Here is a 23,995-nt window from a genome sequence, read left to right on the forward strand (position 1 = left end):
CAACTACCGTTCGCAGAAGATTCGAATCAGGCGGTAACGCCCATTGCTCCCTCAATGGCCTTGCGGATGGCAGTTCGACCTGCCCCGCTCGCGCTTCGGTAGATATCGTCTGCGAAGTTCAACTTCGAAGCTGGCTCAAGCGCATCGCCAAAGTAGGTCACTGATATGTTCTTCGAGTCATACGAACTCTTTGCCAAATGCCTTCGAAGCACATCGAATAGCGCTTGGAAGCCGACTGTACGAGTAATAAAGGAGTCCTTCGCAGCAGAAGCCCAGAAGAGCTTCTCGCAAGCCTTCAGATAGTTGATTACTATTGTGTAGAGGATCTTGTCTTGATTATCAAGATAAACATCCCGCAGCGGCGACCTGTCTTTTCTGAGGCCTCTCAATGCGCTGCGCGGCTTACGACTACCATCCAGCAGATCGGATGTATCCTTCTTCGGATTGGTAGTAATCAAGCGCATGATGCCCTCCACGACAACAGCGGTGGAGACCCTCCACTCGGCGCTTTCCTGAAGCTTCTCTAGGGGCTGATCTTTTATCGGTGCAATCGAGATGCGGCCGCGTAGGGGTGACATCAACTCTTCGTCTACGTGCAATCTACGAGTAAGGAACACAGCCAACTTATCAGGACTCCAGTGATCTTCCGGCTCCTCATCAATGTTGTAGCCAAACAGTTCGTAAGTGAGGCTCTTGTCTACCGGCTTTTGCGTTGAATTGATAGTCGCAAACAATTGGGCCTGGTATGGCTTTGGCAGATCCAGAAACACGGAGCAAATCAGCTCCATCTCGTACCGTTGTTCACGCGCCTCCGCGAAAGCGAAGAGCCGATGCTGCCCGTCGATCACAGCGGCCAGCTTATCGCCCGTTGGTATCGTAAGTACGTGCCCTTTATCACCTTCCTGAATTGTCCAACGCCTGGACGCGTTTGCCTGGGCGCGATCGTCGTCGGGATCTTCACCCTCACTCAGGCCATCCTCGGGGCGAATATTGGCAGCGAGGATGATGGTATTCGGGAACGCGGCGTCTGACCTATTAATGTAGTCCGCGATTGCATTTAGCCTCTTTGGCTGGAGCAGTCGCTGCGTACCCTCGAGTTCATAGGACTGTCCGTCCGCACTAATTCTGGCGCTCAACCGATCGCTGTATGCCACCCGCAACAAGAGTTCGGCCGGCAGCACTACTACAAAGTATTCGCCCATAGGCTGGCGAACCCTTAGGGCAGGCACACTGTGCGGGAAGGTTGTCGCCATATGTCTAGGAGCTAAAGCCTTCAAGGCTACCCTGTAGGCTGGAATTCGGGTTGCTTCTACCTATGGCGGCATCAGTCCGACCATCCTGCAGCCCGGGCTGGTTAGCGTTGGCAATCCACCAAGCCCACAACGCGAGCCAACAACCGACGAGCCCCAGCGTGATAGCGGTCGGGGAGCTCACCGAAGACGGCGCTATCGCCAAAGCAAGTATTGAAAGTGCTATCAGCAAACAAACCGCCGACGCACGCAATGCACGGTCATCATTCTCCTCCAAGATCACCTGCATGCAGGCAGAACCAGCGAGCGCCGGGAAGAATGTAATCAGTGCGGTGCGCAAGTTCTCCAATGAGCTGCATTCCCCAGCCGTCGGGAAGAGGAGCTTGTGCAGTTCGAGCCAAAGACCCGCACCGCCAACGAGTAAGACTGAAGCGAAAAAATAGAGTACGAAACTGGGGTGGCGCCAAGGCTTCCGACTACGCTCCAAGAGCGTTCTCTTGATCCGGCGCCAGTAGATGTACTTATCGGCCTCATCGTCCATGGATCTCCCCGCGAGAATGAAAAATCAGGCAGTGCTGCCACCCAGTTCTTCCGATGTTAGTGCCTTGTCCCCACGGGGAACCCCACGAGGGCCCCCTGCAGGAGGGAAGTTACTTCATTAGGGCACCGACGGCCTGGATCACTGACTCCAACCGTACAAAGACACCATGCGCTCGTTTCGGGGACTCGCCAGAAAGACGCATCAGCATGTCCCCGGCTCCCAGCAGATTCTCAGCACCCGTCTCATCCAAGATGATGGAAGATTCACTTCCCCGTTGGACTGTCAGTGCAATCCGACTTGGAATGTTGCTGCGTATGAGTCCGCTGAACGTCTTGGCGTCAGGCCGCTGCGTAGCCAAGACCAAGTGGATGCCTGCCGCGCGAGCCTTCTGCGCCAACCGTGCAATCAAGGGCTCGATGTTCTTGTCCTGCATCACAAGGTCGGCCATCTCCTCGATGAAGACCACGATGTAGGGCATCGCTTGGCCCTTCCGGCGGGCCTCCACGATGTTGTTCACCCCGATGCGGTTGAAGATGCCGTATCGGGCGTCCATCTCAACTGCCAGTTCGGTCAGCATCTCCTTGGCGACCGGAATCTCCGTGGCAATCTCGCCTCGGTAGAGGTTCGGCAGCTTGGCGTACGGCTGGAACTCGACCTGCTTGGGGTCGATTAGCGCCAACTGCAACGTATCCGGCGTGTGCCGCAGGAGCAGCGACAACAGCAAGGAGTGCAAGCAGACGCTCTTGCCCGAGCCGGTCGTGCCTCCCACCAGCAGGTGCGGTGCGCTCGCTAGGTCAAAGCCAATGTCCTCGCCCGTGACCGAGACTCCGGCGTAGACCATCAGCTGGCTTGGATCACGAGAACCGGAGTGCGCCCACTCGCGCAGCCGCTCGATGCCCACCGTCTTCCAGGTCGCCTTGGGCCGAGGGAGGTCGATGAAGACAGTCTTGGCCTCGTCGCCATTGGCCACGGTCGGCAGTGCCGAATTCATGGCCAGGCCCAGCTGCGGCATGTTGCGCTCGAGTTTGGCGGAGTCCGCCAAATTCAATAGCAGCACGCGGTAGCGGGTGATGCGCGGGCCGTGGATGGCATCCTTGACCTGGACCTTGATACCCAGCTCGTTGAGTGCCTTGGTCAGCGTCGCGGAGGCGTCCTCGGGAGCCGCCGTGCCCTCTTGCTCGTCGCCACCGTTGTCCTGGGCCCCCGGCTTCTTGCGGACCACCTCGGGCATGTCGGAGCGGCGCTCGACCAGGGTCTCGATGAACTTGTCGTAGTTCTCTTCGCAGGCCTTCCAGTCCGCCCAGAGGGACAAGGCACCGCGGTGCCAGTGAGCACGGATGGCCAGGCGCAGTCCGTCCATCGAATCAATGACCGGGCCGCCGTTGGTCAGGGAGTGCGCCACGAGCAGGCCCACCCACGCGCCCACGTTCTCGGTGCTGAACAGCGAAGTGGCCGGAATGTCTCGGCCCTGGCCGTCGATAGCACCGTCCGGCAGCTTTCCCATCGCAAGAGAGCGACCGATGGCCAGGCGAGCCACCTGCGCCTTGGTTTCCAGGGCGAGGTGCTGGCGCATCTGGTCCGTGTAGCCGTCCGCTTCCAGGCTGGTCTTGTAGCGCGAGCCCAAAACTTGTTGGAGGTCGATGTCGCTCATGCTGCACCTCCGAAGTACTTGTTGGGCACGACCGTCGTTCGTCCCAGCCCGTCACCCACGTCCTCGTGCTCCAGCAGGAAGGTAGCGCTGACGTTCTTCTTGATGCGCTTGTAGAACTCGGCGTCGATTTCCTCGTCCTGAGACAGCAAGATGACTTGCCGATTGGCGTTGCCAATCCAGAAGTTCAAGATGTTGGCGCGGTGCTTGCTGTCCAATCGGCCCAGAGGCGTGTCGACCACCAACGGAGCCTTGACCTTGGAAACCTCCGCCAGGCCTGCAATCAGGGCCGTGGCAAAGATTTGGTTCTCACCGGCGGAGCGGTCGAAGCCGATTTCCTTGTTGGTCTTGCTCAGAATGTGGGCCGTGCCGTCGCCGTCAATGACGATGCGGGCCACCTGGGTCTTGTGGGCAAGCTGCTTGTAGACCCGGGTCATCGCCTCCGACAGCGCCTTGACTTTCAGCGGGAACAGCGCCGGGATGACCTCTTCCACCACGGCACGCACACGCTCGGACTTGTTAAGCAGCTGACGAACGGGGCTGGTTTCGTCGCGACGCTTGCTCTCCTGCTGATAGCGGGAGCGCGTGTTGTTGACCGTCACCTCCAGACCGATGACCTCGCGCTCATCGTCCTTGATATGGGTCTCCATCGCGTCAATATCGGCGGTGACGCGGCTGAGGTTCTTCTTCAGCTCGGCCAACGTCCCATCGCGGTCGATGCCCTCGACGCGGGAAATCTTGCGGTTCAGCTCTTCAATGCGTGAGGTCAGCTCACGCTGCTGGTTCAGCAGGTCCAGAACTTCCTGCTGACCCACGTCGATGGAGTCGAGGAACGACAGCGCACGGTCACGCAGGCTTTCGTGCAGATAGCTGTGCGTGATGGTCTCGGCACAGTTGGCCGGCGGCGGATGGAACAGCGAGGCCCACGCGGTCTCAATGCGGCCCTTGATGGCGACAACCTGCTCCTCGGTCAGCTGCGGAGAAATCGCAGGCGTCGCAGCACCCAAGAATGCGTTCTCGAACTTGGCACGCTTGGGCTGCAGAGCCCGACACTCGGCCTGCCACTCGGTCAGGGCTACTTCTCGCTGGAGCTGCGTGCGGAACTCCTGCAGCAGCGTGCGCGGCATCAGGTGGAAGGGCAGCTTGTCGGCCAGGATGCGCTCCAGCGACTTCTGCACATCTCGCTGGGCGTTGCGCAGCTGCTCGCGTTCTTCCACGAGGTCCTTGACGGTCGCAATGTCGCCACCGCCACCCCCGGCCGCGGTGATGCGCTCGAAGTACGAGTTGCGCTCTGCCTTGAGGTCGTCGAGCTTCTTCTTGCTCTGCTCGGCATCAAGACGCAGCGCCTTGAGCTTGGCCTCATCTGCCGTCAGCGCTTCCAGCATGCGGTCGATGTTCTGGTCATCAACATTCGCAATGCCTGACCGCTTGTAGCCTTCAAAGCCCTTCAGACGCTCGGCCAGATTGCGCAGCAACACGACACCCAGCAGGCCTTCCAGGCCTTGCTTAACCTGCTCGATGCGGTTCTGGTCGGCCAGCTTCTTGACTTCTTCACCGTCGAAAAAGAAGAACGGGGCGACGTGGGCAGGCACGAAGTTGTCGTCCAGCATTTCTGACAGCAGGAAGTTGTTCTTGCCGTCGGTCTTAGGCATGCCAGGAACGCCGCGCGTGGTCTCACGCACGACAGCTTCATCCTCCTGCCAGGCGCCGGTGGAGGTGCGGAAGTACCAGCGACGAAGAATGTCGATGCCCTTGGTCTTAGTCTTCTGGACCACGACACGAACGGACATGAGGTCTTCGCTGGCTCGTCGAGCCTCGCCATTGAAGGCCCGTTCCAGGAAGGACGGGTAGCCCTTGAACTCATCGGTCTTCAGACCCGCACGAGCCAGGTGGACGATGGCGTCCTTGCCATAGAGGCACAGGTACAGCGCCTCCAGGATGGAGGTCTTGCCATAGCCATTGATGCCGCCGACAAGAACGATGTTCTTCTCGCCCTCCGGCTCCGGGAAGTTGAAGTCGGCGTGACGGTAACTTTTGAAGTTCGTCAGCTCAATCTTTGAAATCCACAAGTTGTCGTCTCCCTGCTATTCCATGCCGCCCAGGATTTCTTCGAATCGGGCGTTAATGCCGGCAGCACGCTCTTGGTGTTGGCGCTCTCGCTGCAACGCCACCAGCTCGGTGATGACGTCTACGGGCACTTTGTGCTTACTGCAGACTTGTCGAAGCACTTCATTGGCTTCGGGGTCCGCCCACAAGGGCAGGTCTGCAACGCTGGTCTCTTCGTAGTTGTCAGGCATTTGCCAGCCTCTCCTCTTGTTGCAAGTCCATCGCCCAGCACTTGTGGATGAGGTCGATTTCCTCGTCCGTGATGAGCTTCGTACCGAACTCAGCCTGGGCAGCCAGTAGCCTCTCAAGAATCTCTTGCCGGGCCTGGATGGTGAACGGACCCGGGATGTGTTTACCCGACACATCGAACGTCAGGCGTCCGTTGCGGCGAATTGCGCTGCGCTTGGTCTTGTCGTTGCGGATGCTGACCAGCCAATCGCGGAAAGCGATTAGGGGCTTGTACGCATGTTGACCCGAGTCGACGAAGCCCTGCAGGCTCTTGTCCTTCTCGACCACGGTGCAGGTCCAGCAGCCGAAGCGGCTGTTCTTCGTGCCGCAACCAGGCGCCTCGTCTTTGCTCAGAACGACCGGGCACTCGCCGCCTTCGGCGTCGCGGTAAAGCTGGAACAGCTTCTTGTGCGAGCCACCCCAGGGAGCGTGGAAGGAGCCCAAAATTTCCCAGACGTCATCGGTCGTGAGGTCGACGATGGGGCGGAAGATGTAGGCGCCAGTGATGCTCGAGTGCAGGTTGAGGTTGGTACCTCGGTCGTTCTCGTACTTGTCGACCGTGCGCATGCGCCGAATGCTTTCCGTGCGTCGCACACCCAGCACTACGACGGCAGCGCCGTGCTTCGAGACGTTGTCGCGGATGTAGGTGCTGGTAGGCTGAATCTTGAGGCGGTCAGTGCACCAGCGCATTTGCTGGTTGGGGCTGGGGTACCCCTTGCCAATGAGGAGTACCCAGAACGTCTTGTCTGGGTCCGGTCGCGTGCGCGCCACCGTGATGGGCAGGCTTAGGTTGTCGACTGCCCCTTGAATCTGGGCAGACACTTCGTCTAGGTGCGCCATGACCAAAGGACTTTCCACCATGGTGTCGTTGGACACGATGTGAACTGGCCGACTGCGTTGGCTAGGCGGTACCGTGGCGAGGGCTTCGAACACCGCGTGGGCGACAACTGTCGAGTCCTTGCCGCCGGAGAAGCCAACAATCCAAGGCCAGCGCTGCGCATCTGAAAGGTACTCGTCCTTAACGTGTTGGACGACTTCGGCCCATCTTTCCTGTATTGGCCTGTCTGTTTGCTCAGCGGTCACGAATCTGTCCTACAAGCATGTTTGTGTGTTCGACGGCAACGCCGGCACCTGTCGCCGTCTGCGAGGCGTAGCCGGCTCGCGCCTCTTGGGAGGGCGGCGGAATCGAGCCGCTCCGCTTCTACACACGGATGGTAGTGGAGACGGTGCGTGGCGCGGGCACTCGGAAACGATTGGGAAATGCGTAGGCAACGGCCGCGTATGCCCGTTTGCTGTCGCGACGCGAAGCGTCGGTCCGCGGCTGGTGTTGCGTAGGCGTCCAGCCCGAAATGTGGTTTGCAGCACGCTCAAACCGCGCATACCAGCTGGACTCGCAACACACTGCCGCGTTTACAGCCTGCACGACGATCACAGGCCTCGCCTCGCGATCACACCGAAGGAGTCGGCCGCCAGGCTTGGCCAAGGTTTGTCGGCAAGATCGAACACTTGTGGGCCAGTAGACCTACGGTCATTCAGGAACCAGTGCTGAGTCACGCGGGCCACAGATGGGCCAACTGTGGGCCACAGACGGGCCACGTGGCCCAGAAACGCCGAAGCCCGCACGAGGCGGGCTTCGTAAGTGCTTGTCAGCACTCATATTTCTTGGTTGCGGGGGAAGGATTTGAACCTTCGACCTTTGGGTTATGAGCCCAACGAGCTACCAGACTGCTCCACCCCGCGACTGAGCCTGACATCATAGCACGCCACGCGTGCCGATGTGAAGTCTTATTCGGCGGCGGGCTCTTCCGCAGCGGCTTCCTCGACCGGACGATCAACCAGCTCGACGAAGGCCATCGGCGCGTTGTCGCCGACGCGGAAGCCCATCTTCAGGATGCGGGTGTAGCCGCCCGGGCGCGCGGCGTAGCGCGGGCCGAGCACGTCGAAGAGCTTGGTCACCACGTCGCGGTCGCGCGTGCGGTCGAAGGCCAGGCGGCGGTTGGCCAGCGTGGCGTCCTTGCCCAGCGTGATCAGCGGCTCGACGAGACGGCGCAGTTCCTTGGCCTTGGGGACCGTGGTCTTGATCGCCTCGTGGGTGATCAGCGAATTGCACATGTTGCGGAACATCGCGGCGCGATGGCTGCTCGTGCGGTTGAGTTTGCGGAGTCCGTGACGATGGCGCATGGTGTGTTCCTTTCCTTATAGAGCCCCGGCCGTGTCAGGTACCGGGGTTGCATGCGACGCGCTGCTTCAGCGCTTGTCGAGGCCCTGAGGGGGCCAGTTCTCCAGCCGAGCGCCGAGCGTGAGCCCGCGCGAAGCCAGCACTTCCTTGATCTCGTTGAGGCTCTTGCGGCCCAGGTTCGGCGTCTTCAGCAGCTCGGTCTCGGTGCGCTGGATCAGGTCGCCGATGTAGTAGATGTTCTCGGCCTTCAGGCAGTTGGCGGAACGCACGGTGAGCTCGAGCTCGTCCACCGGACGCAGCAGGATCGGATCGAAGATCTTCTGGTTGGCGGGCGAGGGGTCGGTCGGGAAAACATTGTCCAGGTTGTCCGATGGCAACTGGGCGAACACGACCAGTTGCTCGACCAGGATCTTGGCCGACGCGCGGATGGCTTCCTCCGGGCTGATGGCACCGTTGGTCTCGATCTCCATCACCAGCTTGTCCAGATCGGTGCGCTGTTCGACGCGGGCGTTCTCCACCGCGTAGCTGACGCGCTTGACCGGCGAGAAAGACGCGTCCAGCACGATACGGCCGATGGCCTTGGTGGGCTCGTCGCCATAGCGGCGCAGGTTGCCCGGCACGTAGCCACGGCCCTTCTCGACCTTGATCTGCATGTCGAGCTTGCCGCCTTGCGCCAGGTGGGCGACGACGTGCTCGGGGTTGATGATCTCGACGTCGTGCGGGGTCTGGATGTCGGCCGCGGTGACCGGGCCCTCGCCTTCCTTGCGCAGGACCAGCGTGACCTCGTCGCGGTTGTGCAGCTTGAACACCACGCCCTTGAGGTTGAGCATGATGTGGACCACGTCCTCCTGCACGCCATCGATGGCCGAGTACTCGTGCAGCACGCCGGCGATCGTCACTTCGGTGGGCGCGTAGCCGACCATCGACGACAGCAGCACGCGGCGCAGCGCGTTGCCCAGCGTGTGGCCGTAGCCACGCTCGAACGGCTCGAGCGTCGCCTTGGCGCGGAAGCCGCCCAGAGGTTCGACGTGGATGGCCTTCGGCTTCAGGAGATTGGTTTGCATTGAGTGTGTGTTCCTGTCAATACCCTCGGCTCGTTACACCGATAAGGCTGATGGACCATGCCGGGCGGAAGTACCGAACCCCGCGCCCGGCGGACAAGGTGCGGTTCGCGGCGCGCCCGCATCGCGGGGCGCCGGCAATGCGGTGATCAGCGCGAATACAGTTCGACGATCAGCGCTTCCTTGATCTCGGCGCCGAATTCGTCGCGGTCAGGCGTCTTCTTGAAGATGCCCTCGAGCTTCGTGGTGTCCACCGACACCCAGGCGGCGAAGCCGATGGATTCGGCCAGCTTCACGGCATCGGTGACGCGCAGCTGCTTCTTCGCGTTCTCGCGCACGGCGACGGTGTCGCCGACCTTGACCGAGAAAGACGGGATGTTCACGACCTGACCGTTGACCGTGATGCCCTTGTGCGACACAAGCTGGCGGGCCTCGGCGCGCGTCGAGCCGAAGCCCATGCGGTAGACCACGTTGTCCAGGCGCGATTCCAGCAGCGTCAGCAGGTTCTCGCCGGTGTTGCCCTTGCGGCGCTCGGCCTCGGCGAAGTAGCGGCGGAACTGGCGCTCGAGCACGCCGTACATGCGCTTGACCTTCTGCTTCTCGCGCAGCTGGATGCCGTAGTCGGAGGTGCGCGAGCCGCTCGTGCGGCCATGCTGCCCGGGCTTGCTGTCGAACTTGGCCTTGTCGCTGATGGCGCGGCGGGCGCTCTTCAGGAACAGGTCGGTGCCTTCACGGCGGGAGAGTTTGGCCTTGGGGCCGAGGTAACGTGCCACGTTGGATCCTTTGTCGTCTCTTCTGACGCGGCCGGAGCCCACCCCGGTGGGATGTGCTCGCCGCGCGAGTCCGGCCGCAGTTCTGTGCAGGGCGCGAACGGTGGGCTTGATGAGGGGGCCGCAGGGCGGGAGCCACTGCGCCGGAACCTCAGGAAAATTGCCGGCGGGCACACAAGGTGCCCACCGGCAGCGGGAAACTTTCTATTGTAGCGCTGTCCGGCAGGTGCTGCCGGCAGCACTCAGATACGGCGGCGCTTCTGCGGACGGCAGCCGTTGTGCGGAATCGGCGTCACGTCGCTGATCGACGAGATGCGGATGCCCAGCGAGGCCAGTGCGCGCACGCTGGACTCACGGCCCGGCCCCGGGCCCTTGATCCTGACGTCCAGGTTCTTGATGCCCTGTTCCTGGGCTGCACGGCCGGCAACTTCGGCCGCCACCTGCGCGGCGAAGGGCGTGCTTTTCCGCGAGCCCTTGAACCCCTGGCCGCCGCTGGACGCCCAGGCCAACGCACCGCCCTGCCGGTCGGTGATCGTGATGATGGTGTTGTTGAACGACGCGTGCACGTGGGCGATGCCGTCCGCAACGTTCTTGCGGACTTTCTTGCTGACGCGACGCGCGGCGGTGTTGACGGGTGACTTGGCCATCAGGTGTTCTCTTCGTTCGCTTCAGGGCTTACTTCTTGTTCGCCACGGCGCCCTTGCGCGGACCCTTGCGAGTACGGGCGTTGGTGCGCGTGCGCTGCCCGCGCACGGGCAGGCCGCGGCGGTGACGGAAGCCCCGGTAGCAGCCCAGGTCCATGAGCCGCTTGATGCTCATCGACAGCTCGCGACGCAGGTCGCCTTCGATCGTCAGCTTGCCGATCTCGTCACGGATGCGCTCGAGCTCGCTGTCGTTGAGGTCCTTGATCTTCTTCGCATAGGCGATGCCGGCTGCGTCGCAGATCTTCTGCGCTGTCGTGCGACCGATGCCGTAGATCGACGTCAGGCCGATCTCGGTGTGCTTGTGCGGAGGGATGTTGATACCGGCGATGCGTGCCATGTGATTACCTCAGTTCCTTCCAGCTCAACCCTGACGCTGCTTGTGGCGCGGGTCGGTGCAGATCACGCGCACGATGCCGTGACGACGGATGATCTTGCAGTTACGGCACATCTTCTTGACCGATGCGGCGACTTTCATGGTCTTCTCCTTGACCCCAATTCTCGACAATCTCACTTGGCGCGGAACACGATGCGTGCCCGCGTCAGGTCATACGGTGTCAGCTCGACGGTGACCTTGTCTCCCGGCAGGATCCGGATGTAGTGCATCCGCATCTTGCCGGAGATGTGACCCAGAACCTTGTGCCCGTTTTCGAGTTTCACTCTGAACGTGGCATTGGGGAGGTTTTCCAGGACCTCGCCCTGCATCTGGATGACATCGTCCTTGGACATCGTCCCTCGTCAGCTGGTCTTGAAATTCGCTTTCTTCAACAGGGACTCGTACTGCTGGCTCATCACGTAGCTCTGGACCTGCGCCCAGAAGTCCATCGTGACAACCACGATGATCAGCAACGACGTGCCGCCGAAATAGAACGGCACGTTGTACTCCAACACCAGGAACTCCGGCAGCAGGCACACCAGCGTGATGTAGATCGCACCGGCCAGCGTGAGCCGGCTGAGGATGCGGTCGATGTGCTTGGCGGTCTGATCGCCGGGACGGATGCCGGGGATGAACGCCCCGCTCTTCTTCAGGTTGTCTGCCGTCTCACGGCTGTTGAACACCAGCGCCGTGTAGAAGAAGCAGAAGAACACGATCATGGCCGCGTACAGCAGCACGTAGATGGGCTGCCCCGGCGACAGCGCCGCCGAGATGTCGCGCAGCCAGCGCACGCTGTCACCAGTGGCGAACCAGCCGACGATCGTGGCCGGCAGCAGGATGATGCTGCTGGCGAAGATCGGCGGGATCACGCCCGACATGTTCAGCTTCAGCGGCAGGTGCGACGACTGACCACCGTAGACCTTGTTGCCCACCTGGCGCTTGGCATAGTTGACCAGGATCTTGCGCTGCCCACGCTCGACGAACACCACCGCGTAGGTCACGAGCACCACCAGGGTGATGATGAACAGGCTGGCCAGGATGCTCATCGAACCCGTGCGCACCAGTTCGAACAGGCCGCCGATCGCGCTGGGCAGACCCGCCGCGATGCCAGCGAAGATCAGGATGGAGATGCCGTTGCCCAGGCCGCGCTCGGTGATCTGCTCGCCCAACCACATCAGGAACATCGTGCCGGCGACCAGGCTCACGACCGCCGTCATGCGGAAACCGAAACCCGGATTCAGCACCAGACCTTGCGAACCTTCGAGCGCAAGGGCAATGCCCAGGCTCTGGAACAGGGCCAGCAGCAGCGTGCCGTAGCGCGTGTACTGCGTGATCTTGCGCCGCCCCGCCTCGCCTTCCTTCTTGATGGCCTCGAGCGTCGGCACGACGTAGGTCATCAGCTGCATGATGATGCTGGCGCTGATGTACGGCATGATGCCCAGCGCGAACACGCTGAAGCGCTCCAGCGCACCACCGCTGAACATGTTGAACAGGTTCAGGATGCCGCCGGACTGCTGATTGAACAGCTCGCTCATCTGCTGCGGGTCGATGCCCGGCACAGGGATGTGCGTGCCCAGCCGGTAGACCACCAGCGCGCCGAGCAGGAAGAAGATGCGGCGACGGAGGTCGCCGAACTTCCCGCTCTTGGCCAGCTGTGTCGCGGAAGTCGCCACGGGTGCGTGTTCCTTCGGGGTTCCGGCTGCCGTCAGGCCACCGAGCCGCCAGCGGCTTCGATGGCCGCCTTGGCGCCGGCGGTGGCACCGATGCCCTTGACCGCGACCTTGCGGGTCAGTTCACCACGCTTGATGACCTTGACGACCTTGATCAGCTCGCCCACCAGGCCGGCGGCCTTGAGCGACAGCAGGTCCACCTCGTCGGCGCCCAGGCGCTCGAGGTCGGCCAGCGTGATCTCGCTGCGGAACTTCAGCGCCGCGCTCTTGAAGCCGCGCTTGGGCAGGCGACGCTGCAGCGGCATCTGGCCGCCTTCGAAACCCACCTTGTGGAAGCCACCGGCGCGGCTCTTCTGACCCTTGTGGCCGCGACCCGCGGTCTTGCCCAGGCCCGAGCCGATGCCGCGGCCCACGCGGCGGCGGGCTTTCTTGCTGCCGTCGGACGGCTTGATCGTGTTCAGTTCCATTACAGCACCTGCACCAGGTACGCGACCTTGTTGATCATGCCGCGCACGGCGGGCGTGTCCTCGAGCGTGCGCGTGCTGTTGAGCTTGCGCAGGCCCAGGCCACGGACGGTGGCGCGATGGTCTTCGCGCGTGCCGGCCACGCTGCGGACGAGCTTGACGGTCAGGGTTTTCTTGTCGGACATGGTCGTTTCTCCGTCCGGCGCGTCAGTTGAAGAGGTCTTCGACCGACTTGCCGCGCTTGGCAGCCACCTCGGCCGGCGTCGTGCTGCGCTTGAGCGCGTCCAGCGTCGCACGGACCATGTTGTACGGGTTCGACGAGCCCAGGCTCTTGGCGACGATGTCGGTCACGCCCATGACTTCGAAGACGGCGCGCATCGGGCCGCCGGCGATGATGCCGTCACCCTGCTTGGCCGGCGCCATCAGCACGCGGGCCGCACCGTGCTCGCCCTTGACGTTGTGCTGGATGGTGCCGTTGCGCAGCGCCACCTTGAACATGTTGCGGCGGGCCGATTCCATGGCCTTCTGCACCGCAACCGGCACTTCCTTGGCCTTGCCCTTGCCCATGCCGATGCGGCCATCGCCGTCGCCGACCACGGTCAACGCTGCGAAGCTGAGCGTGCGGCCGCCCTTGACGACCTTGGTGACGCGGTTGACCGCGATCATCTTTTCCTTCAGGCCGTCGTCGTTGCCTTCGGTCTGGGCGCGGGGAGTGAACTTTGCCATTTCGATTCTCTTCCTGTCGTGGCGCTCAGAACTGCAGGCCGGCTTCGCGTGCCGCCTCGGCCAGCGCCTTCACGCGGCCGTGGTAGGCAAAACCGGCGCGGTCGAACGCGACCTTGTCGACGCCGGCCGCCTTGGCCTTTTCGGCGATGCGCTTGCCGATCAGGGCGGCCGCTTCGGCGTTGCCGCCCTTGCCGTCGCCACCGAGTTGCGCGCGCACTTCCTTCTCGGCCGTGGAGGCCGAGGCCAGCACCTTGTCGCCGCTGCCGGAAATGACGCTGGCGTAGATGTGCAGGTTGGAGCGGAACACCGTCAGACGCGCCACACCCTGCAGCGCGATGCGCGCACGGGTCTGGCGGGAGCGGCGAAGGCGTTGTTCCTTCTTGGTCAGCATGATCTCGCCCCTTTACTTCTTCTTGGTTTCCTTGAGGGACACGCGCTCGTCGGCGTAGCGGATCCCCTTGCCCTTGTACGGCTCGGGCGGGCGGATGGCCCGCACCTCGGCCGCGACCTGGCCCACGGCCTGGCGGTCGGCACCCTTGATGACGATCTCGGTCTGCGTCGGGCACTCGACCTTGACGCCGGCCGGCATGGCCTTGACCACCGGGTGCGAGAAGCCAACCTGCAGGTTCAGCTTGTCGCCCTGAGCCTGGGCACGGAAGCCCACGCCGACGAGGTTGAGCTTCTTCTCGAAGCCCTTCGTGGCACCGGCGACCATGTTGGCCAGCAGCGCACGCATGGTGCCGCTCATGGCATTGGCCTCGGCGCTGTCGTTGGTCGGGGTGATCTTCAGCAGCGCGCCATCGCGCTCCACCTTGACGAGCTTGTTGGCGCCGCGCTGCAGCGTGCCGTTGGCACCCTTGACGACGATCTGCTCGGCAGTGATCGACACGTCCACACCCTGCGGGACGGTGATCGGCATTTTTCCTACGCGGGACATTCCGATGTTCTCCTCAGGCCACGTAGCAGAGGACTTCGCCGCCGACGCCGTTCGCACGGGCCTTGCGGTCGGTCATCACGCCCTTGGGCGTGGTCACGATGGCCACGCCCAGGCCGTTCATCACCTGCGGGATCGCGTCGCGGCCCTTGTAGATGCGCAGGCCAGGGCGGCTGACGCGCTCGATGCGCTCGATCACCGGGCGGCCGGCGTAGTACTTCAGCGCGATGTCGAGTTCCGACTTGGCGCCCTCGGTGCGAACCGAGAAGCTGTCGATGTAGCCCTCGTCCTTCAGCACCTGCGCGATCGCGACCTTGAGCTTCGACGACGGCATCGTGACCACGGCCTTCTCAACGCTCTGCGCGTTGCGGATGCGGGTCAGCATGTCGGCGATGGGATCACTCATGCTCATGAAAAATCTCCTGTGCAGCTCGCGCCGATGTCACCAGCTGGCCTTGACCACGCCCGGGATGTCGCCCTTGAAGGCGAGCTCGCGGATCTTGTTGCGCGCCAGGCCGAACATGCGGAACGTGCCGCGGCCGCGGCCGGTCAGCGCGCAGCGGTTGCGCAGGCGGGTGGGGTTGGCGTTGCGCGGCAGCTTCTGCAGGTCCAGGCGCGCCAGGTAGCGCTCCTCGTCGGACTTCTGCGCGTCGTCGATGACGGCCTTCAGCGCGGCGTACTTCTTCGCATACTGGGCAACCAGCTTCTCGCGCTTGTCTTCGCGCTGCTTGATGGACTTCTTCGCCATGGGTTGTCCTCAGTTCTTGAACGGGAAGCGGAACGCGGCCAGGAGCGCCTTGGCCTCCTCGTCGGTCTTCGCGCTGGTCGTGATGCTGATGTTCATCCCGCGGATCGCATCGATCTTGTCGTAGTCGATCTCGGGGAAGATGATCTGTTCCTTGACGCCGATGTTGTAGTTGCCACGGCCATCGAAGGCGCGGCCGGAGATGCCGCGGAAGTCGCGCACACGGGGCAGCGCCACGGTCACGAAGCGATCCAGGAACTCGAACATGCGCACGCCACGCAGCGTGACCATGCAGCCGATGGGCACGTTCTCGCGGATCTTGAAGCCGGCGATGGCCTTCTTCGACTTGGTGACCACGGGCTTCTGGCCGGCGATCTTGGTCAGGTCGCCGACGGCGTGCTCCATGACCTTCTTGTCGGCCACGGCCTCGCTGACGCCCATGTTCAGCGTGATCTTCTCCAGGCGCGGAACCTGCATCACGGACTTGTAGCCGAACTTGGCCATCAGTTCCGGGACGATCTTGTCGCGGTACTGCTGCTGCAGGCGCGCGGTGCGGGCGGGTTGCTGTTGAGCCATGCTGGTCTGCCTCAGGCCTTGATCTCTTCGCCGCTGGACTTGTAGACGCGGACCTTCTTGCCGTCGTCCAGCAGCTTGATGCCCACGCGATCGGCCTTGCCGGTCGCCGGGTTGAAGATGGCCACGTTGGACTGGTGGATCGGCATCGTCTTGTCGACCACGCCGCCGGTCGTGCCCTTCATCGGGTTCGGCTTGACGTGCTTCTTCACGATGTTCACGCCATCGACCACGATGTGGTCGGCGTCGACGCGCTGCGCGACGGTGCCGCGCTTGCCCTTGTCACGGCCAGCCAGGACGACGACCTGGTCACCCTTCTTGAGCTTGTTCATCTCAGAGCACCTCCGGAGCCAGCGAGACGATCTTCATGAAACGCTCGGAACGCAGTTCGCGCGTCACCGGGCCGAAGATGCGGGTGCCGATCGGCTCCAGCTTGTTGTTCAGCAGGACGGCGGCATTGCCATCGAACTTGACCAGCGAGCCATCCTGGCGACGCACACCCTTGGCGGTGCGAACGACGACGGCGTTGTAGACCTCGCCCTTCTTCACGCGACCGCGCGGCGCAGCCTCCTTGATGGAGACCTTGATCACATCGCCGATGCCCGCATAGCGCCGCTTGGAGCCGCCGAGCACCTTGATGCACATGACGGACTTCGCGCCCGTGTTGTCGGCCACATCGAGCCGAGATTGCATTTGGATCATTTGTCGTCCCCAACTTGCATCCTCGTGGCCGGTCTCTGAACCAGCAGGCAAGGAGGCAGTCTTGGGCTCCGGGTTTGGAGCAGATCCGAATCGGCGGCGCCCGAATGAGCACACGCCTTTTCGGCGAAGCCTTGCATTATGCAGGGAAAGCCCGAGGCGCGTCAAGCGCCCCGGACCCAAAGAAGGTCAGGCCGCGCGCGCCTGCGCCAGCATGGTGTCGGCGTCGCTGACCTCGAACTTGCCCGGGCCCTCGACGTTGAGCGTCTTCACGACGCCGTCCTGGACGAGCATCGAGAAGCGGTTGCTGCGCAGGCCCATGCCGCGCGCGGTCAGGTCCAGCGTCAGCCCGGTGGCCTTGGCGAAGTCAGCGCTGCCGTCCGCCATCATGCGCACCTTGCCCGCGGTGCCCTGGTCGCGGCCCCAGGCGCCCATCACGAAGGCGTCGTTGACGGACACACACCAGATCTCGTCGACACCCGCGGCCTTGAGTTCATCGGCCTTGGCCACGTAACCCGGCACGTGCTTGGCCGAGCAGGTGGGGGTGTAGGCACCGGGCAGGCCGAAGATGGCCACCGTCTTGCCCGCCGTCGCCGTCTGGATGTCGAACGCGTTGGGGCCGATGGAGCAGCCCTCGCCCTCGACCTCGATGAATTCCTGCAGCGTGCCCGCGGGCAGCTTGTCTCCGACCTGGATCATGCGGTGCTCCTCTTCCGTGGTGGTTGGCATCGTTGGCCGAACGAATGACAAACGGCCGGTGCTGGATTGACCAGCCGCCGGCCGTGGCATGCCGAGCCCGGGGCTTTAGACCAGGCGGGCCTTCTCGACCAGGCGGGTCACGACCCAGGACTTGGTCTTGCTGATCGGGCGCCCTTCGGCGATCTCGACCAGGTCACCCATCTTGTACTCGCCCTTCTCGTCGTGGGCGTGGTACTTGCGCGAGCGGGCCACGATCTTGCCGTAGAGCTCGTGCGCGGCACGGCGCTCGACGAGCACGGTCACGGTCTTGGCGCGCTTGTCGCTGACGACACGGCCGATCAGCGTGCGGGTGTTCTTCACCGGGGCGACAGCAGTCTGGACTTCGCTCATTGCGCGGCTTCCTTCTTCTTCTGGGCCAGGATCGTCTTCGCACGCGCGATGTCGCGCTTGACGTTGCCGAGCTGGGCCGTGTTGCCCAGCTGCTGCGTGGCCTTCTGCATGCGAAGCCCGAAATGGGCCTTCAGCAGATCGGTGATTTCCTTCTCGAGCGCCGGGATGTCCTTGGCGCGCAGTTCGGAGGCTTTCATGGGGTCACTCCTGTTCAGGCGCCGACCTGGCGGGCCACGAACGTGCAGCGCAGCGGCAGCTTGGCGGCGGCGAGGGTGAACGCCTCGCGAGCCAGCTGCTCGGGCACGCCGTTGATCTCGTAGAGCACCTTGCCCGGCTGGATCTCGGCCACCCAGTATTCCGGGTTGCCCTTGCCGTTGCCCATGCGGACCTCGGCCGGCTTCTGGCTGATCGGCTTGTCTGGGAAGATGCGGATGAAGATGCGGCCACCGCGCTTGATGTGGCGGCTGATCGCACGACGCGCCGCTTCGATCTGGCGCGCCGTGATGCGGCCGCGCTCGGTGGCCTTCAGGCCGAAGTCACCGAAGGACACCGCGGCGCCACGCGTCGCGATGCCGGTGTTGCGGCCCTTGTGTTCCTTGCGGAACTTGCGGCGATTGGGTTGCAGCATTGCTTATTCTCCTTGCGTGCCACCCGCGGCACCGCCCGGGGCGGCGCGGCGGACGCGCTTGACGGCCGGGGTGCGCGGCGCGTCGCCAGCGGGCGCCGCAGCACGTTCGCCACCACGGTCGCCGGGGCGGCCACGGCCGGCGCCCGGACGGTCGCCACGCGGGCCACGGCGGTTGCGGCGGTCGTCGCCTTCACCTTCGGTCTTCGGCAGCGTGGGGGCCTCGCCATTGGCCAGACGGTCACCGCGGTAGACCCAGACCTTGACGCCGATGACGCCGTAGGTGGTCTTGGCCTCGCTGAAGCCGTAGTCGATGTCGGCCTTGAGGGTGTGCAGCGGCACGCGGCCTTCGCGGTACCACTCGCAGCGCGCGATTTCGATGCCGTTCAGGCGGCCCGACGACATGATCTTGATGCCCTGGGCGCCCAGGCGCATCGCGTTCTGCATCGCGCGCTTCATCGCGCGGCGGAACATGATGCGCTTCTCGAGCTGCTGGGTGATCGAGTCGGCGATCAGCTGGGCATCAACCTCGGGCTTGCGCACCTCCTCGATGTTCACCGCCACGGGCACGCCCAGGCGACGGCCCAGTTCGGCCTTCAGGTTCTCGATGTCCTCGCCCTTCTTGCCGATCACCACGCCCGGGCGCGCCGAGTAGATGGTGATGCGGGCGTTCTTGGCCGGACGCTCGATCAGGATGCGCGAGACCGCGGCATTCTTCAGCTTGGCCTTCAGGAAGTCGCGGACCTGCAGGTCTTCGGCCAGCATGCCGGCGAAGTTGCGGTTGCTCGCGAACCAGCGCGACGACCAGGCGCGCGTGACCGAGAGTCGGAAGCCGGTCGGATGGATTTTCTGTCCCATGCTCTTCCTCAGTTGCCCACGGTCACGTAGATGTGGCAGGTGGGCTTGCTGATGCGGTTGCCGCGGCCCTTGGCGCGTGCGGCGAAGCGCTTCAGCGTCGTGCCTTGCTCGACGTAGATGCTCTTGATCTTCAGCTCGTCGATGTCGGCACCGTCGTTGTGCTCGGCATTGGCCACCGCGGACTCGACGACCTTCTTGACGATGTGGGCGGCCTTCTTGGGCGTGAAGGTCAGGATCTGGATCGCCTGATCGACCTTCTTGCCACGGACGAGGTCGGCCACCAGCCGGCCCTTGTCGACCGACAGGCGCACACCACGGACACTTGCTTTGGTTTCCATGGGGGGCTCCTTAGCGCTTGGCCTTCTTGTCCGCCGGGTGACCCTTGAACGTGCGGGTCAGGGCGAACTCGCCGAGCTTGTGGCCGACCATCTGGTCGGTCACGTACACCGGCACGTGCTGCTTGCCGTTGTGCACGGCCACGGTCAGGCCGATGAAATCGGGCAGGATCGTGCTGCGGCGCGACCAGGTCTTGATCGGCTTCTTGTCCTTGGTGGCGGCGGCCTTCTCGACCTTGGCCATCAGGTGGTGGTCCACGAACGGACCCTTCTTGAGAGAACGCGTCATGGTCTACGGCCTCACTTCCTGCTCTTGCGACGCGAGACGATCATGGTCTGCGTGCGCTTGTTGCTCCGCGTGCGGAAGCCCTTGGTCAGGGTGTTCCACGGCGAGACCTGCGGCATGCCCTCGCCGGTGCGGCCTTCACCACCACCGTGCGGGTGATCCACCGGGTTCATCGCCACGCCGCGGACGGTCGGGCGGATGCCCTTCCAGCGGATCGCACCGGCCTTGCCGTACTGGCGCAGGTTGTGCTCCTCGTTGGAAACCTCGCCGATGGTGGCGCGGCAGTCGATGTGGATCTTGCGCACCTCGCCCGAACGCAGGCGGACCTGCGCGTAGACGCTCTCGCGCGCCATCAGCGTGACCGACGTGCCGGCCGAACGCGCGATCTGCGCACCCTTGCCCGGCAGCATCTCCACGCAGTGGATCGTCGAGCCCACGGGGATGTTGCGGATCGGCAGCGTGTTGCCGGCCTTGATCGGCGCTTCGGAACCCGACAGCAGCGTCGCACCCACCTCGACGCCGCGCGGCGCGATGATGTAGCGGCGCTCGCCGTCGGCGTAGCACAGCAGCGCGATGTGGGCGGTGCGGTTGGGATCGTACTCGATGCGCTCGACCTTGGCCGGGATGCCGTCCTTGTTGCGCCTGAAGTCGACGACGCGGTAGTGGTGCTTGTGGCCACCACCCTTGTGACGCATCGTGATGTGGCCGTTGTTGTTGCGGCCCGACTTCTGCTTCTGCGGCTCCAGCAGCGAGGCTTCCGGCGCACCCTTGTGCAGATGCTTGTGCACCACCTTCACCACGGCACGGCGGCCGGGCGACGTGGGCTTGACCTTGATGACAGCCATTACGCGGCCTCCCCGGAGAAGTTGAGCTCCTGGCCCGGCTTCAGCGCGACGAACGCCTTCTTGACGTGGTCGCGACGGCCGACACGGCCACCGAAGCGCTTGACCTTGCCCTTCTGGTTCGCGGTCTGGACCGAAGCCACCTCGACCTTGAACATCAGCTCGACGGCCGCCTTGATCTGCGGCTTGGTCGCGCTGCGCAGGACCTTGAACATCACCTGGTTGTTCTTCTCACCGACGCGCGTGGCCTTCTCCGAGATGATCGGGGCGACGAGCACGGTGGCCAGGTAGCCTTCGTCGAATTTCTGCGTCGCGCTCATGCGAACATCTCCTTGAGCTGCTCGATCGCACCCTTGGTCACCAGCACCTTCTTGTAGAAGACCAGCGACAGCGGATCGGCGTAACGCGGCTCGATGACCAGCACGTTGGCCAGGTTGCGCGAGGCCAGCGCCAGGTTCTCGTCGACCTGGTCGGCGATCACGAGCACCGAGTTGCCGTTGTCCGTGCCCAGGCCCATGGCCTTGAACTTGGCGGCCAGCAGCTTGGTCTTCGGCGCCTCGATGGCGATCGACTCGACCACGGCCAGGCGGCCGTCGCGAGCCAGCTGCGACAGGATGGACGCCATCCCGGCGCGGTACATCTTCTTGTTGACCTTGTGCGAGAAGTTCTCGTCCGGCAGGTTCGGGAAGGTGCGACCACCCCCACGCCACAGCGGCGACGAGGTCATGCCGGCGCGCGCGCGGCCGGTGCCCTTCTGGCGGAACGGCTTCTTCGTCGAGTGCTTGACCTCGGCGCGCGTCAGCTGGGCGCGCGTGCCCTGGCGGGCATTCGCCTGGTAGGCGACGACGATCTGATGGACCAGCGCCTCGTTGTAGTCGCGCGCGAACACGGTGTCCGGTGCGTCGACCTTGGCCGAAGCCTGGCCTTGTTCGTTCAGGAGCTCGAGTTGCATCACTGGGCTCCCTTCTTGGCCTTGACCTTGACGGCCGGGCGCACGACCACGTGGCCGTTCTTCGCCCCCGGCACGGCGCCGCGCACCAGCAGCAGCGAACGCGCCTCGTCCACACGGACGATGTCGAGGTTCTGGGTGGTGACGGTCTCGTCGCCCATGTGGCCGGACATCTTCTTGCCCGGGAACACGCGGCCCGGGTCCTGCGCCATCGAGATCGAGCCCGGCACGTTGTGCGAACGGCTGTTGCCGTGCGACGCGCGCTGCGAGCCGAAGTTGTGGCGCTTGATGGTGCCGGTGAAGCCCTTGCCGATCGAGGTGCCCTGCACGTCGACCTTCTCGCCGGCGGCGAACAGGGTGGCGGGGATGGCGGCGCCGGGCGCGTACTTGGCGGCCGTCTCGGCGTCGACGCGGAATTCCTTCAGCATCTCCGCAGGCTCGACACCGGCCTTGGCCAGGTGGCCCGACTCGGGCTTGGTCAGCCGCGAGGCCTTGCGGGTGCCGTAGGCGACCTGCAGGGCGCTGTAGCCATCGGTGGCTTCGGTCTTGACCTGGGCGACGCGGTTGTTGGACACATCCAGCACGGTCACCGGGATGGCATCGCCATCGTCGGTGAACAGGCGCATCATGCCCACCTTGCGGCCCAGCAATCCGAGACGATTGCTCAGACTCATGGTTCTTCTCCGTCCCCGGCGGAGCCGATCCGCGGGGCTGGGTTTACACGACTCCGGAACGATTGCCGGAGCTGACTTTTTTGCCGCGCGGCTCGCAACCCGTTCGGGCTGCGAGCCGCGCAAGCGTTCCTGCCTTGCGGCAAGCCCGCCAGTTTACTGCAACTTGATCTCGACGTCCACGCCTGCCGGCAGGTCCAGCTTCATCAGCGCGTCGACGGTCTTGTCGGTCGGGTCGACGATGTCCATCAGGCGCTGGTGGGTGCGGATCTCGAACTGGTCGCGGCTGGTCTTGTTGACGTGCGGCGAACGCAGGATGTCGAACCGCTGCATGCGCGTGGGCAGCGGCACCGGGCCACGCACGATGGCGCCGGTGCGCTTGGCGGTCTCGACGATCTCGAGTGCCGACTGGTCGATCAGCTTGTAGTCGAACGCCTTCAGGCGGATGCGGATCTTCTGCTTGGACATGATCCGGCCCTCAAGCGATGATCGATGCCACGACGCCGGCGCCGACGGTGCGGCCGCCTTCACGGATGGCGAAGCGCAGGCCTTCTTCCATCGCGATCGGGGCGATCAGCTTGACCGTGATGCTGACGTTGTCGCCAGGCATCACCATCTCCTTGTCCTTGGGCAGCTCCACCGCGCCGGTCACGTCCGTGGTGCGGAAGTAGAACTGCGGGCGGTAGTTGTTGAAGAACGGCGTGTGGCGGCCGCCTTCGTCCTTGCTCAGCACGTACACCTCGGCAGTGAAGTGGGTGTGCGGCTTGATGCTGCCGGGCTTGCACAGCACCTGGCCACGCTCGACGTCCTCGCGCTTGGTGCCGCGCAGCAGGATGCCGACGTTGTCACCGGCCTGGCCCTGGTCGAGCAGCTTGCGGAACATCTCCACGCCGGTGCAGGTGGTCTTCTGCGTGTCGCGGATGCCGACGATCTCGATTTCCTCGCCGACCTTGATGACGCCACGCTCGACACGGCCGGTCACGACGGTGCCGCGGCCGGAGATCGAGAAGACGTCTTCCACGGGCATCAGGAAGGTGCCGTCGATGGCGCGCTCGGGCGTGGGGATGTAGCTGTCCAGCGCGTCGGCCAGGGCCATGATGGCCTGCTCGCCGAGTTCGCCCTTGTCGCCCTCCAGGGCCAGCTTGGCCGAGCCCTTGACGATGGGGGTGTCGTCGCCGGGGAAGTCGTACTTGCTCAGCAGCTCACGGACTTCCATCTCCACCAGCTCCAGGAGCTCGGCGTCGTCGACCATGTCGCACTTGTTGAGGAAGACGATGATGTACGGCACGCCGACCTGACGGGCCAGCAGGATGTGCTCGCGGGTCTGGGGCATCGGGCCGTCGGCGGCCGAGCACACCAGGATCGCGCCGTCCATCTGGGCGGCACCGGTGATCATGTTCTTCACGTAGTCGGCGTGCCCGGGGCAGTCGACGTGCGCGTAGTGGCGGTTGGCGGTCTCGTACTCGACGTGCGCGGTGTTGATCGTGATGCCGCGCGCCTTCTCCTCCGGCGCCGCATCGATCTGGTCGTAGCCCTTGGCCTCGCCACCGAACTTCGCCGACAGGATCGTCGTGATCGCCGCCGTCAGCGTCGTCTTGCCATGGTCCACGTGACCAATCGTGCCCACGTTCACGTGCGGCTTGGTGCGTTCAAACTTGCCTTTTGCCAT

General features: G+C 63.8%; 36 protein-coding genes and 1 tRNA gene. All 37 read right to left on the reverse strand.

What is annotated here, in order from left to right:
* Positions 1-26: 26 nt before the first annotated feature.
* Positions 27-1,253 (reverse strand): DNA phosphorothioation-associated DGQHR protein 1, encoded by a 1,227-nt coding sequence (locus ENE75_RS10785; RefSeq protein WP_128198324.1) that lies wholly within the window; start codon positions 1,251-1,253, stop codon positions 27-29.
* 647 nt (positions 1,254-1,900) lie between these two features.
* On the reverse strand, positions 1,901-3,442 hold the full coding sequence (locus ENE75_RS10795) for a DNA translocase FtsK (protein ID WP_128198326.1): 1,542 nt from the start codon (positions 3,440-3,442) through the stop codon (positions 1,901-1,903).
* Positions 3,439-5,508, reverse strand: a complete 2,070-nt coding sequence (gene dndD / locus ENE75_RS10800) for a DNA sulfur modification protein DndD (protein WP_128198327.1) — start codon at positions 5,506-5,508, stop codon at positions 3,439-3,441. Before dndD ends, ENE75_RS10795 begins: the two co-directional genes overlap by 4 nt.
* A 15-nt stretch (positions 5,509-5,523) precedes the next feature.
* Positions 5,524-5,736 (reverse strand): DNA modification system-associated small protein, encoded by a 213-nt coding sequence (locus ENE75_RS10805; protein ID WP_128198328.1) that lies wholly within the window; start codon positions 5,734-5,736, stop codon positions 5,524-5,526.
* Complete coding sequence (gene dndC / locus ENE75_RS10810) at positions 5,729-6,856, reverse strand: DNA phosphorothioation system sulfurtransferase DndC (protein WP_128198329.1); 1,128 nt, start codon at positions 6,854-6,856, stop codon at positions 5,729-5,731. Before dndC ends, ENE75_RS10805 begins: the two co-directional genes overlap by 8 nt.
* 580 nt (positions 6,857-7,436) lie before the next feature.
* Positions 7,437-7,513, reverse strand: a tRNA-Met gene (locus ENE75_RS10815).
* A 45-nt stretch (positions 7,514-7,558) separates the two neighbouring features.
* A complete protein-coding gene (gene rplQ / locus ENE75_RS10820; RefSeq protein WP_128198330.1) occupies positions 7,559-7,954 on the reverse strand; it encodes a 50S ribosomal protein L17 in 396 nt (131 codons plus the stop codon).
* Between the two features lie 66 nt (positions 7,955-8,020).
* A complete protein-coding gene (locus ENE75_RS10825) occupies positions 8,021-9,016 on the reverse strand; it encodes a DNA-directed RNA polymerase subunit alpha (RefSeq protein ID WP_128198331.1) in 996 nt (331 codons plus the stop codon).
* 146 nt (positions 9,017-9,162) lie between these two features.
* The gene (rpsD, locus tag ENE75_RS10830; protein WP_128198332.1) at positions 9,163-9,786 is read right to left on the reverse strand and encodes a 30S ribosomal protein S4; all 624 of its coding nucleotides are present in this window, start codon (positions 9,784-9,786) and stop codon (positions 9,163-9,165) included.
* Positions 9,787-10,025: 239 nt separating this feature from the next.
* Complete coding sequence (rpsK, locus tag ENE75_RS10835; protein ID WP_128198333.1) at positions 10,026-10,430, reverse strand: 30S ribosomal protein S11; 405 nt, start codon at positions 10,428-10,430, stop codon at positions 10,026-10,028.
* 28 nt (positions 10,431-10,458) lie between these two features.
* Positions 10,459-10,824: a 30S ribosomal protein S13 gene (gene rpsM, locus ENE75_RS10840; RefSeq protein ID WP_128198334.1), complete on the reverse strand. Its 366-nt coding sequence runs from the start codon at positions 10,822-10,824 to the stop codon at positions 10,459-10,461.
* Positions 10,825-10,848: 24 nt separating this feature from the next.
* Complete coding sequence (rpmJ, locus tag ENE75_RS10845) at positions 10,849-10,962, reverse strand: 50S ribosomal protein L36 (protein WP_128198335.1); 114 nt, start codon at positions 10,960-10,962, stop codon at positions 10,849-10,851.
* 32 nt (positions 10,963-10,994) lie between these two features.
* Positions 10,995-11,213 carry a translation initiation factor IF-1 gene (gene infA, locus ENE75_RS10850; protein ID WP_128198336.1) on the reverse strand — a complete coding sequence of 73 codons (219 nt, stop codon included), beginning with the start codon at positions 11,211-11,213 and terminating at the stop codon, positions 10,995-10,997.
* Between the two features lie 9 nt (positions 11,214-11,222).
* Positions 11,223-12,533 (reverse strand): preprotein translocase subunit SecY, encoded by a 1,311-nt coding sequence (secY, locus tag ENE75_RS10855; protein WP_128198337.1) that lies wholly within the window; start codon positions 12,531-12,533, stop codon positions 11,223-11,225.
* Between the two features lie 32 nt (positions 12,534-12,565).
* A complete protein-coding gene (gene rplO, locus ENE75_RS10860) occupies positions 12,566-12,997 on the reverse strand; it encodes a 50S ribosomal protein L15 (protein ID WP_128198338.1) in 432 nt (143 codons plus the stop codon).
* Positions 12,997-13,179, reverse strand: coding sequence for a 50S ribosomal protein L30 (gene rpmD / locus ENE75_RS10865; protein WP_128198339.1), 183 nt, complete (start codon positions 13,177-13,179; stop codon positions 12,997-12,999). Before rpmD ends, rplO begins: the two co-directional genes overlap by 1 nt.
* Positions 13,180-13,201: 22 nt before the next feature.
* Positions 13,202-13,720 (reverse strand): 30S ribosomal protein S5, encoded by a 519-nt coding sequence (gene rpsE / locus ENE75_RS10870; RefSeq protein WP_128198340.1) that lies wholly within the window; start codon positions 13,718-13,720, stop codon positions 13,202-13,204.
* A 25-nt stretch (positions 13,721-13,745) separates the two neighbouring features.
* Entirely contained in the window at positions 13,746-14,111 is a 366-nt protein-coding gene (rplR, locus tag ENE75_RS10875; protein WP_128198341.1) for a 50S ribosomal protein L18, read from the reverse strand.
* A 12-nt stretch (positions 14,112-14,123) separates the two neighbouring features.
* Positions 14,124-14,657 (reverse strand): 50S ribosomal protein L6, encoded by a 534-nt coding sequence (gene rplF, locus ENE75_RS10880; RefSeq protein WP_128198342.1) that lies wholly within the window; start codon positions 14,655-14,657, stop codon positions 14,124-14,126.
* Positions 14,658-14,670: 13 nt separating this feature from the next.
* Positions 14,671-15,066 carry a 30S ribosomal protein S8 gene (gene rpsH / locus ENE75_RS10885; protein WP_128198343.1) on the reverse strand — a complete coding sequence of 132 codons (396 nt, stop codon included), beginning with the start codon at positions 15,064-15,066 and terminating at the stop codon, positions 14,671-14,673.
* Positions 15,067-15,096: 30 nt separating this feature from the next.
* A complete protein-coding gene (gene rpsN / locus ENE75_RS10890) occupies positions 15,097-15,402 on the reverse strand; it encodes a 30S ribosomal protein S14 (protein ID WP_128198344.1) in 306 nt (101 codons plus the stop codon).
* Positions 15,403-15,411: 9 nt separating this feature from the next.
* Positions 15,412-15,975 carry a 50S ribosomal protein L5 gene (gene rplE / locus ENE75_RS10895; RefSeq protein WP_128198345.1) on the reverse strand — a complete coding sequence of 188 codons (564 nt, stop codon included), beginning with the start codon at positions 15,973-15,975 and terminating at the stop codon, positions 15,412-15,414.
* Between the two features lie 11 nt (positions 15,976-15,986).
* A complete protein-coding gene (rplX, locus tag ENE75_RS10900) occupies positions 15,987-16,304 on the reverse strand; it encodes a 50S ribosomal protein L24 (RefSeq protein ID WP_128198346.1) in 318 nt (105 codons plus the stop codon).
* A gap of 1 nt (position 16,305) precedes the next feature.
* The gene (gene rplN, locus ENE75_RS10905) at positions 16,306-16,674 is read right to left on the reverse strand and encodes a 50S ribosomal protein L14 (RefSeq protein ID WP_128198745.1); all 369 of its coding nucleotides are present in this window, start codon (positions 16,672-16,674) and stop codon (positions 16,306-16,308) included.
* Positions 16,675-16,860: 186 nt separating this feature from the next.
* Positions 16,861-17,370, reverse strand: a complete 510-nt coding sequence (locus ENE75_RS10910; protein WP_128198347.1) for a peroxiredoxin — start codon at positions 17,368-17,370, stop codon at positions 16,861-16,863.
* 105 nt (positions 17,371-17,475) lie between these two features.
* Positions 17,476-17,760, reverse strand: coding sequence for a 30S ribosomal protein S17 (gene rpsQ, locus ENE75_RS10915; protein WP_128198348.1), 285 nt, complete (start codon positions 17,758-17,760; stop codon positions 17,476-17,478).
* Entirely contained in the window at positions 17,757-17,957 is a 201-nt protein-coding gene (rpmC, locus tag ENE75_RS10920; protein WP_128198349.1) for a 50S ribosomal protein L29, read from the reverse strand. Before rpmC ends, rpsQ begins: the two co-directional genes overlap by 4 nt.
* Positions 17,958-17,971: 14 nt before the next feature.
* Positions 17,972-18,388, reverse strand: a complete 417-nt coding sequence (gene rplP, locus ENE75_RS10925) for a 50S ribosomal protein L16 (protein ID WP_128198350.1) — start codon at positions 18,386-18,388, stop codon at positions 17,972-17,974.
* A gap of 3 nt (positions 18,389-18,391) precedes the next feature.
* Positions 18,392-19,243 (reverse strand): 30S ribosomal protein S3, encoded by an 852-nt coding sequence (gene rpsC / locus ENE75_RS10930; protein WP_128198351.1) that lies wholly within the window; start codon positions 19,241-19,243, stop codon positions 18,392-18,394.
* A gap of 8 nt (positions 19,244-19,251) precedes the next feature.
* The gene (gene rplV / locus ENE75_RS10935; protein WP_128198352.1) at positions 19,252-19,581 is read right to left on the reverse strand and encodes a 50S ribosomal protein L22; all 330 of its coding nucleotides are present in this window, start codon (positions 19,579-19,581) and stop codon (positions 19,252-19,254) included.
* Between the two features lie 10 nt (positions 19,582-19,591).
* Positions 19,592-19,867 carry a 30S ribosomal protein S19 gene (rpsS, locus tag ENE75_RS10940; RefSeq protein WP_128198353.1) on the reverse strand — a complete coding sequence of 92 codons (276 nt, stop codon included), beginning with the start codon at positions 19,865-19,867 and terminating at the stop codon, positions 19,592-19,594.
* A gap of 11 nt (positions 19,868-19,878) precedes the next feature.
* Positions 19,879-20,709 carry a 50S ribosomal protein L2 gene (rplB, locus tag ENE75_RS10945; protein ID WP_128198354.1) on the reverse strand — a complete coding sequence of 277 codons (831 nt, stop codon included), beginning with the start codon at positions 20,707-20,709 and terminating at the stop codon, positions 19,879-19,881.
* Positions 20,709-21,026 carry a 50S ribosomal protein L23 gene (rplW, locus tag ENE75_RS10950; RefSeq protein ID WP_128198355.1) on the reverse strand — a complete coding sequence of 106 codons (318 nt, stop codon included), beginning with the start codon at positions 21,024-21,026 and terminating at the stop codon, positions 20,709-20,711. Before rplW ends, rplB begins: the two co-directional genes overlap by 1 nt.
* A complete protein-coding gene (gene rplD, locus ENE75_RS10955) occupies positions 21,023-21,658 on the reverse strand; it encodes a 50S ribosomal protein L4 (protein ID WP_128198356.1) in 636 nt (211 codons plus the stop codon). Before rplD ends, rplW begins: the two co-directional genes overlap by 4 nt.
* Positions 21,658-22,329, reverse strand: coding sequence for a 50S ribosomal protein L3 (rplC, locus tag ENE75_RS10960; RefSeq protein ID WP_128198357.1), 672 nt, complete (start codon positions 22,327-22,329; stop codon positions 21,658-21,660). Before rplC ends, rplD begins: the two co-directional genes overlap by 1 nt.
* 153 nt (positions 22,330-22,482) lie before the next feature.
* Positions 22,483-22,794, reverse strand: a complete 312-nt coding sequence (rpsJ, locus tag ENE75_RS10965) for a 30S ribosomal protein S10 (RefSeq protein WP_128198358.1) — start codon at positions 22,792-22,794, stop codon at positions 22,483-22,485.
* Positions 22,795-22,804: 10 nt separating this feature from the next.
* Entirely contained in the window at positions 22,805-23,995 is a 1,191-nt protein-coding gene (gene tuf, locus ENE75_RS10970) for an elongation factor Tu (RefSeq protein ID WP_128198359.1), read from the reverse strand.

The organism is Rubrivivax albus, assembly GCF_004016515.1.
In the GTDB taxonomy this organism is placed as follows: Bacteria; Pseudomonadota; Gammaproteobacteria; order Burkholderiales; family Burkholderiaceae_C; genus Rubrivivax; species Rubrivivax albus.

Excerpts from the sequence above, each read along its gene's own strand:
- ENE75_RS10785 (WP_128198324.1), bottom strand. The coding sequence starts at position 1,253 with ATGGCGACAACCTTCCCGCACAGTGTGCCTGCCCTAAGGGTTCGCCAG.
- ENE75_RS10795 (WP_128198326.1), bottom strand. The coding sequence starts at position 3,442 with ATGAGCGACATCGACCTCCAACAAGTTTTGGGCTCGCGCTACAAGACC.
- ENE75_RS10805 (WP_128198328.1), bottom strand. The coding sequence starts at position 5,736 with ATGCCTGACAACTACGAAGAGACCAGCGTTGCAGACCTGCCCTTGTGG.
- rplQ (WP_128198330.1), bottom strand. The coding sequence starts at position 7,954 with ATGCGCCATCGTCACGGACTCCGCAAACTCAACCGCACGAGCAGCCAT.
- ENE75_RS10825 (WP_128198331.1), bottom strand. The coding sequence starts at position 9,016 with ATGCAAACCAATCTCCTGAAGCCGAAGGCCATCCACGTCGAACCTCTG.
- rpsK (WP_128198333.1), bottom strand. The coding sequence starts at position 10,430 with ATGGCCAAGTCACCCGTCAACACCGCCGCGCGTCGCGTCAGCAAGAAA.
- rpsM (WP_128198334.1), bottom strand. The coding sequence starts at position 10,824 with ATGGCACGCATCGCCGGTATCAACATCCCTCCGCACAAGCACACCGAG.
- rpmJ (WP_128198335.1), bottom strand. The coding sequence starts at position 10,962 with ATGAAAGTCGCCGCATCGGTCAAGAAGATGTGCCGTAACTGCAAGATC.
- infA (WP_128198336.1), bottom strand. The coding sequence starts at position 11,213 with ATGTCCAAGGACGATGTCATCCAGATGCAGGGCGAGGTCCTGGAAAAC.
- rplO (WP_128198338.1), bottom strand. The coding sequence starts at position 12,997 with ATGGAACTGAACACGATCAAGCCGTCCGACGGCAGCAAGAAAGCCCGC.
- rpmD (WP_128198339.1), bottom strand. The coding sequence starts at position 13,179 with ATGTCCGACAAGAAAACCCTGACCGTCAAGCTCGTCCGCAGCGTGGCC.
- rpsE (WP_128198340.1), bottom strand. The coding sequence starts at position 13,720 with ATGGCAAAGTTCACTCCCCGCGCCCAGACCGAAGGCAACGACGACGGC.
- rplR (WP_128198341.1), bottom strand. The coding sequence starts at position 14,111 with ATGCTGACCAAGAAGGAACAACGCCTTCGCCGCTCCCGCCAGACCCGT.
- rplF (WP_128198342.1), bottom strand. The coding sequence starts at position 14,657 with ATGTCCCGCGTAGGAAAAATGCCGATCACCGTCCCGCAGGGTGTGGAC.
- rpsH (WP_128198343.1), bottom strand. The coding sequence starts at position 15,066 with ATGAGCATGAGTGATCCCATCGCCGACATGCTGACCCGCATCCGCAAC.
- rpsN (WP_128198344.1), bottom strand. The coding sequence starts at position 15,402 with ATGGCGAAGAAGTCCATCAAGCAGCGCGAAGACAAGCGCGAGAAGCTG.
- rplE (WP_128198345.1), bottom strand. The coding sequence starts at position 15,975 with ATGGCTCAACAGCAACCCGCCCGCACCGCGCGCCTGCAGCAGCAGTAC.
- rplX (WP_128198346.1), bottom strand. The coding sequence starts at position 16,304 with ATGAACAAGCTCAAGAAGGGTGACCAGGTCGTCGTCCTGGCTGGCCGT.
- rplN (WP_128198745.1), bottom strand. The coding sequence starts at position 16,674 with ATGATCCAAATGCAATCTCGGCTCGATGTGGCCGACAACACGGGCGCG.
- ENE75_RS10910 (WP_128198347.1), bottom strand. The coding sequence starts at position 17,370 with ATGATCCAGGTCGGAGACAAGCTGCCCGCGGGCACGCTGCAGGAATTC.
- rpsQ (WP_128198348.1), bottom strand. The coding sequence starts at position 17,760 with ATGAGCGAAGTCCAGACTGCTGTCGCCCCGGTGAAGAACACCCGCACG.
- rpmC (WP_128198349.1), bottom strand. The coding sequence starts at position 17,957 with ATGAAAGCCTCCGAACTGCGCGCCAAGGACATCCCGGCGCTCGAGAAG.
- rplP (WP_128198350.1), bottom strand. The coding sequence starts at position 18,388 with ATGCTGCAACCCAATCGCCGCAAGTTCCGCAAGGAACACAAGGGCCGC.
- rpsC (WP_128198351.1), bottom strand. The coding sequence starts at position 19,243 with ATGGGACAGAAAATCCATCCGACCGGCTTCCGACTCTCGGTCACGCGC.
- rplV (WP_128198352.1), bottom strand. The coding sequence starts at position 19,581 with ATGGAAACCAAAGCAAGTGTCCGTGGTGTGCGCCTGTCGGTCGACAAG.
- rpsS (WP_128198353.1), bottom strand. The coding sequence starts at position 19,867 with ATGACGCGTTCTCTCAAGAAGGGTCCGTTCGTGGACCACCACCTGATG.
- rplB (WP_128198354.1), bottom strand. The coding sequence starts at position 20,709 with ATGGCTGTCATCAAGGTCAAGCCCACGTCGCCCGGCCGCCGTGCCGTG.
- rplW (WP_128198355.1), bottom strand. The coding sequence starts at position 21,026 with ATGAGCGCGACGCAGAAATTCGACGAAGGCTACCTGGCCACCGTGCTC.
- rplD (WP_128198356.1), bottom strand. The coding sequence starts at position 21,658 with ATGCAACTCGAGCTCCTGAACGAACAAGGCCAGGCTTCGGCCAAGGTC.
- rplC (WP_128198357.1), bottom strand. The coding sequence starts at position 22,329 with ATGAGTCTGAGCAATCGTCTCGGATTGCTGGGCCGCAAGGTGGGCATG.
- rpsJ (WP_128198358.1), bottom strand. The coding sequence starts at position 22,794 with ATGTCCAAGCAGAAGATCCGCATCCGCCTGAAGGCGTTCGACTACAAG.
- tuf (WP_128198359.1), bottom strand. The coding sequence starts at position 23,995 with ATGGCAAAAGGCAAGTTTGAACGCACCAAGCCGCACGTGAACGTGGGC.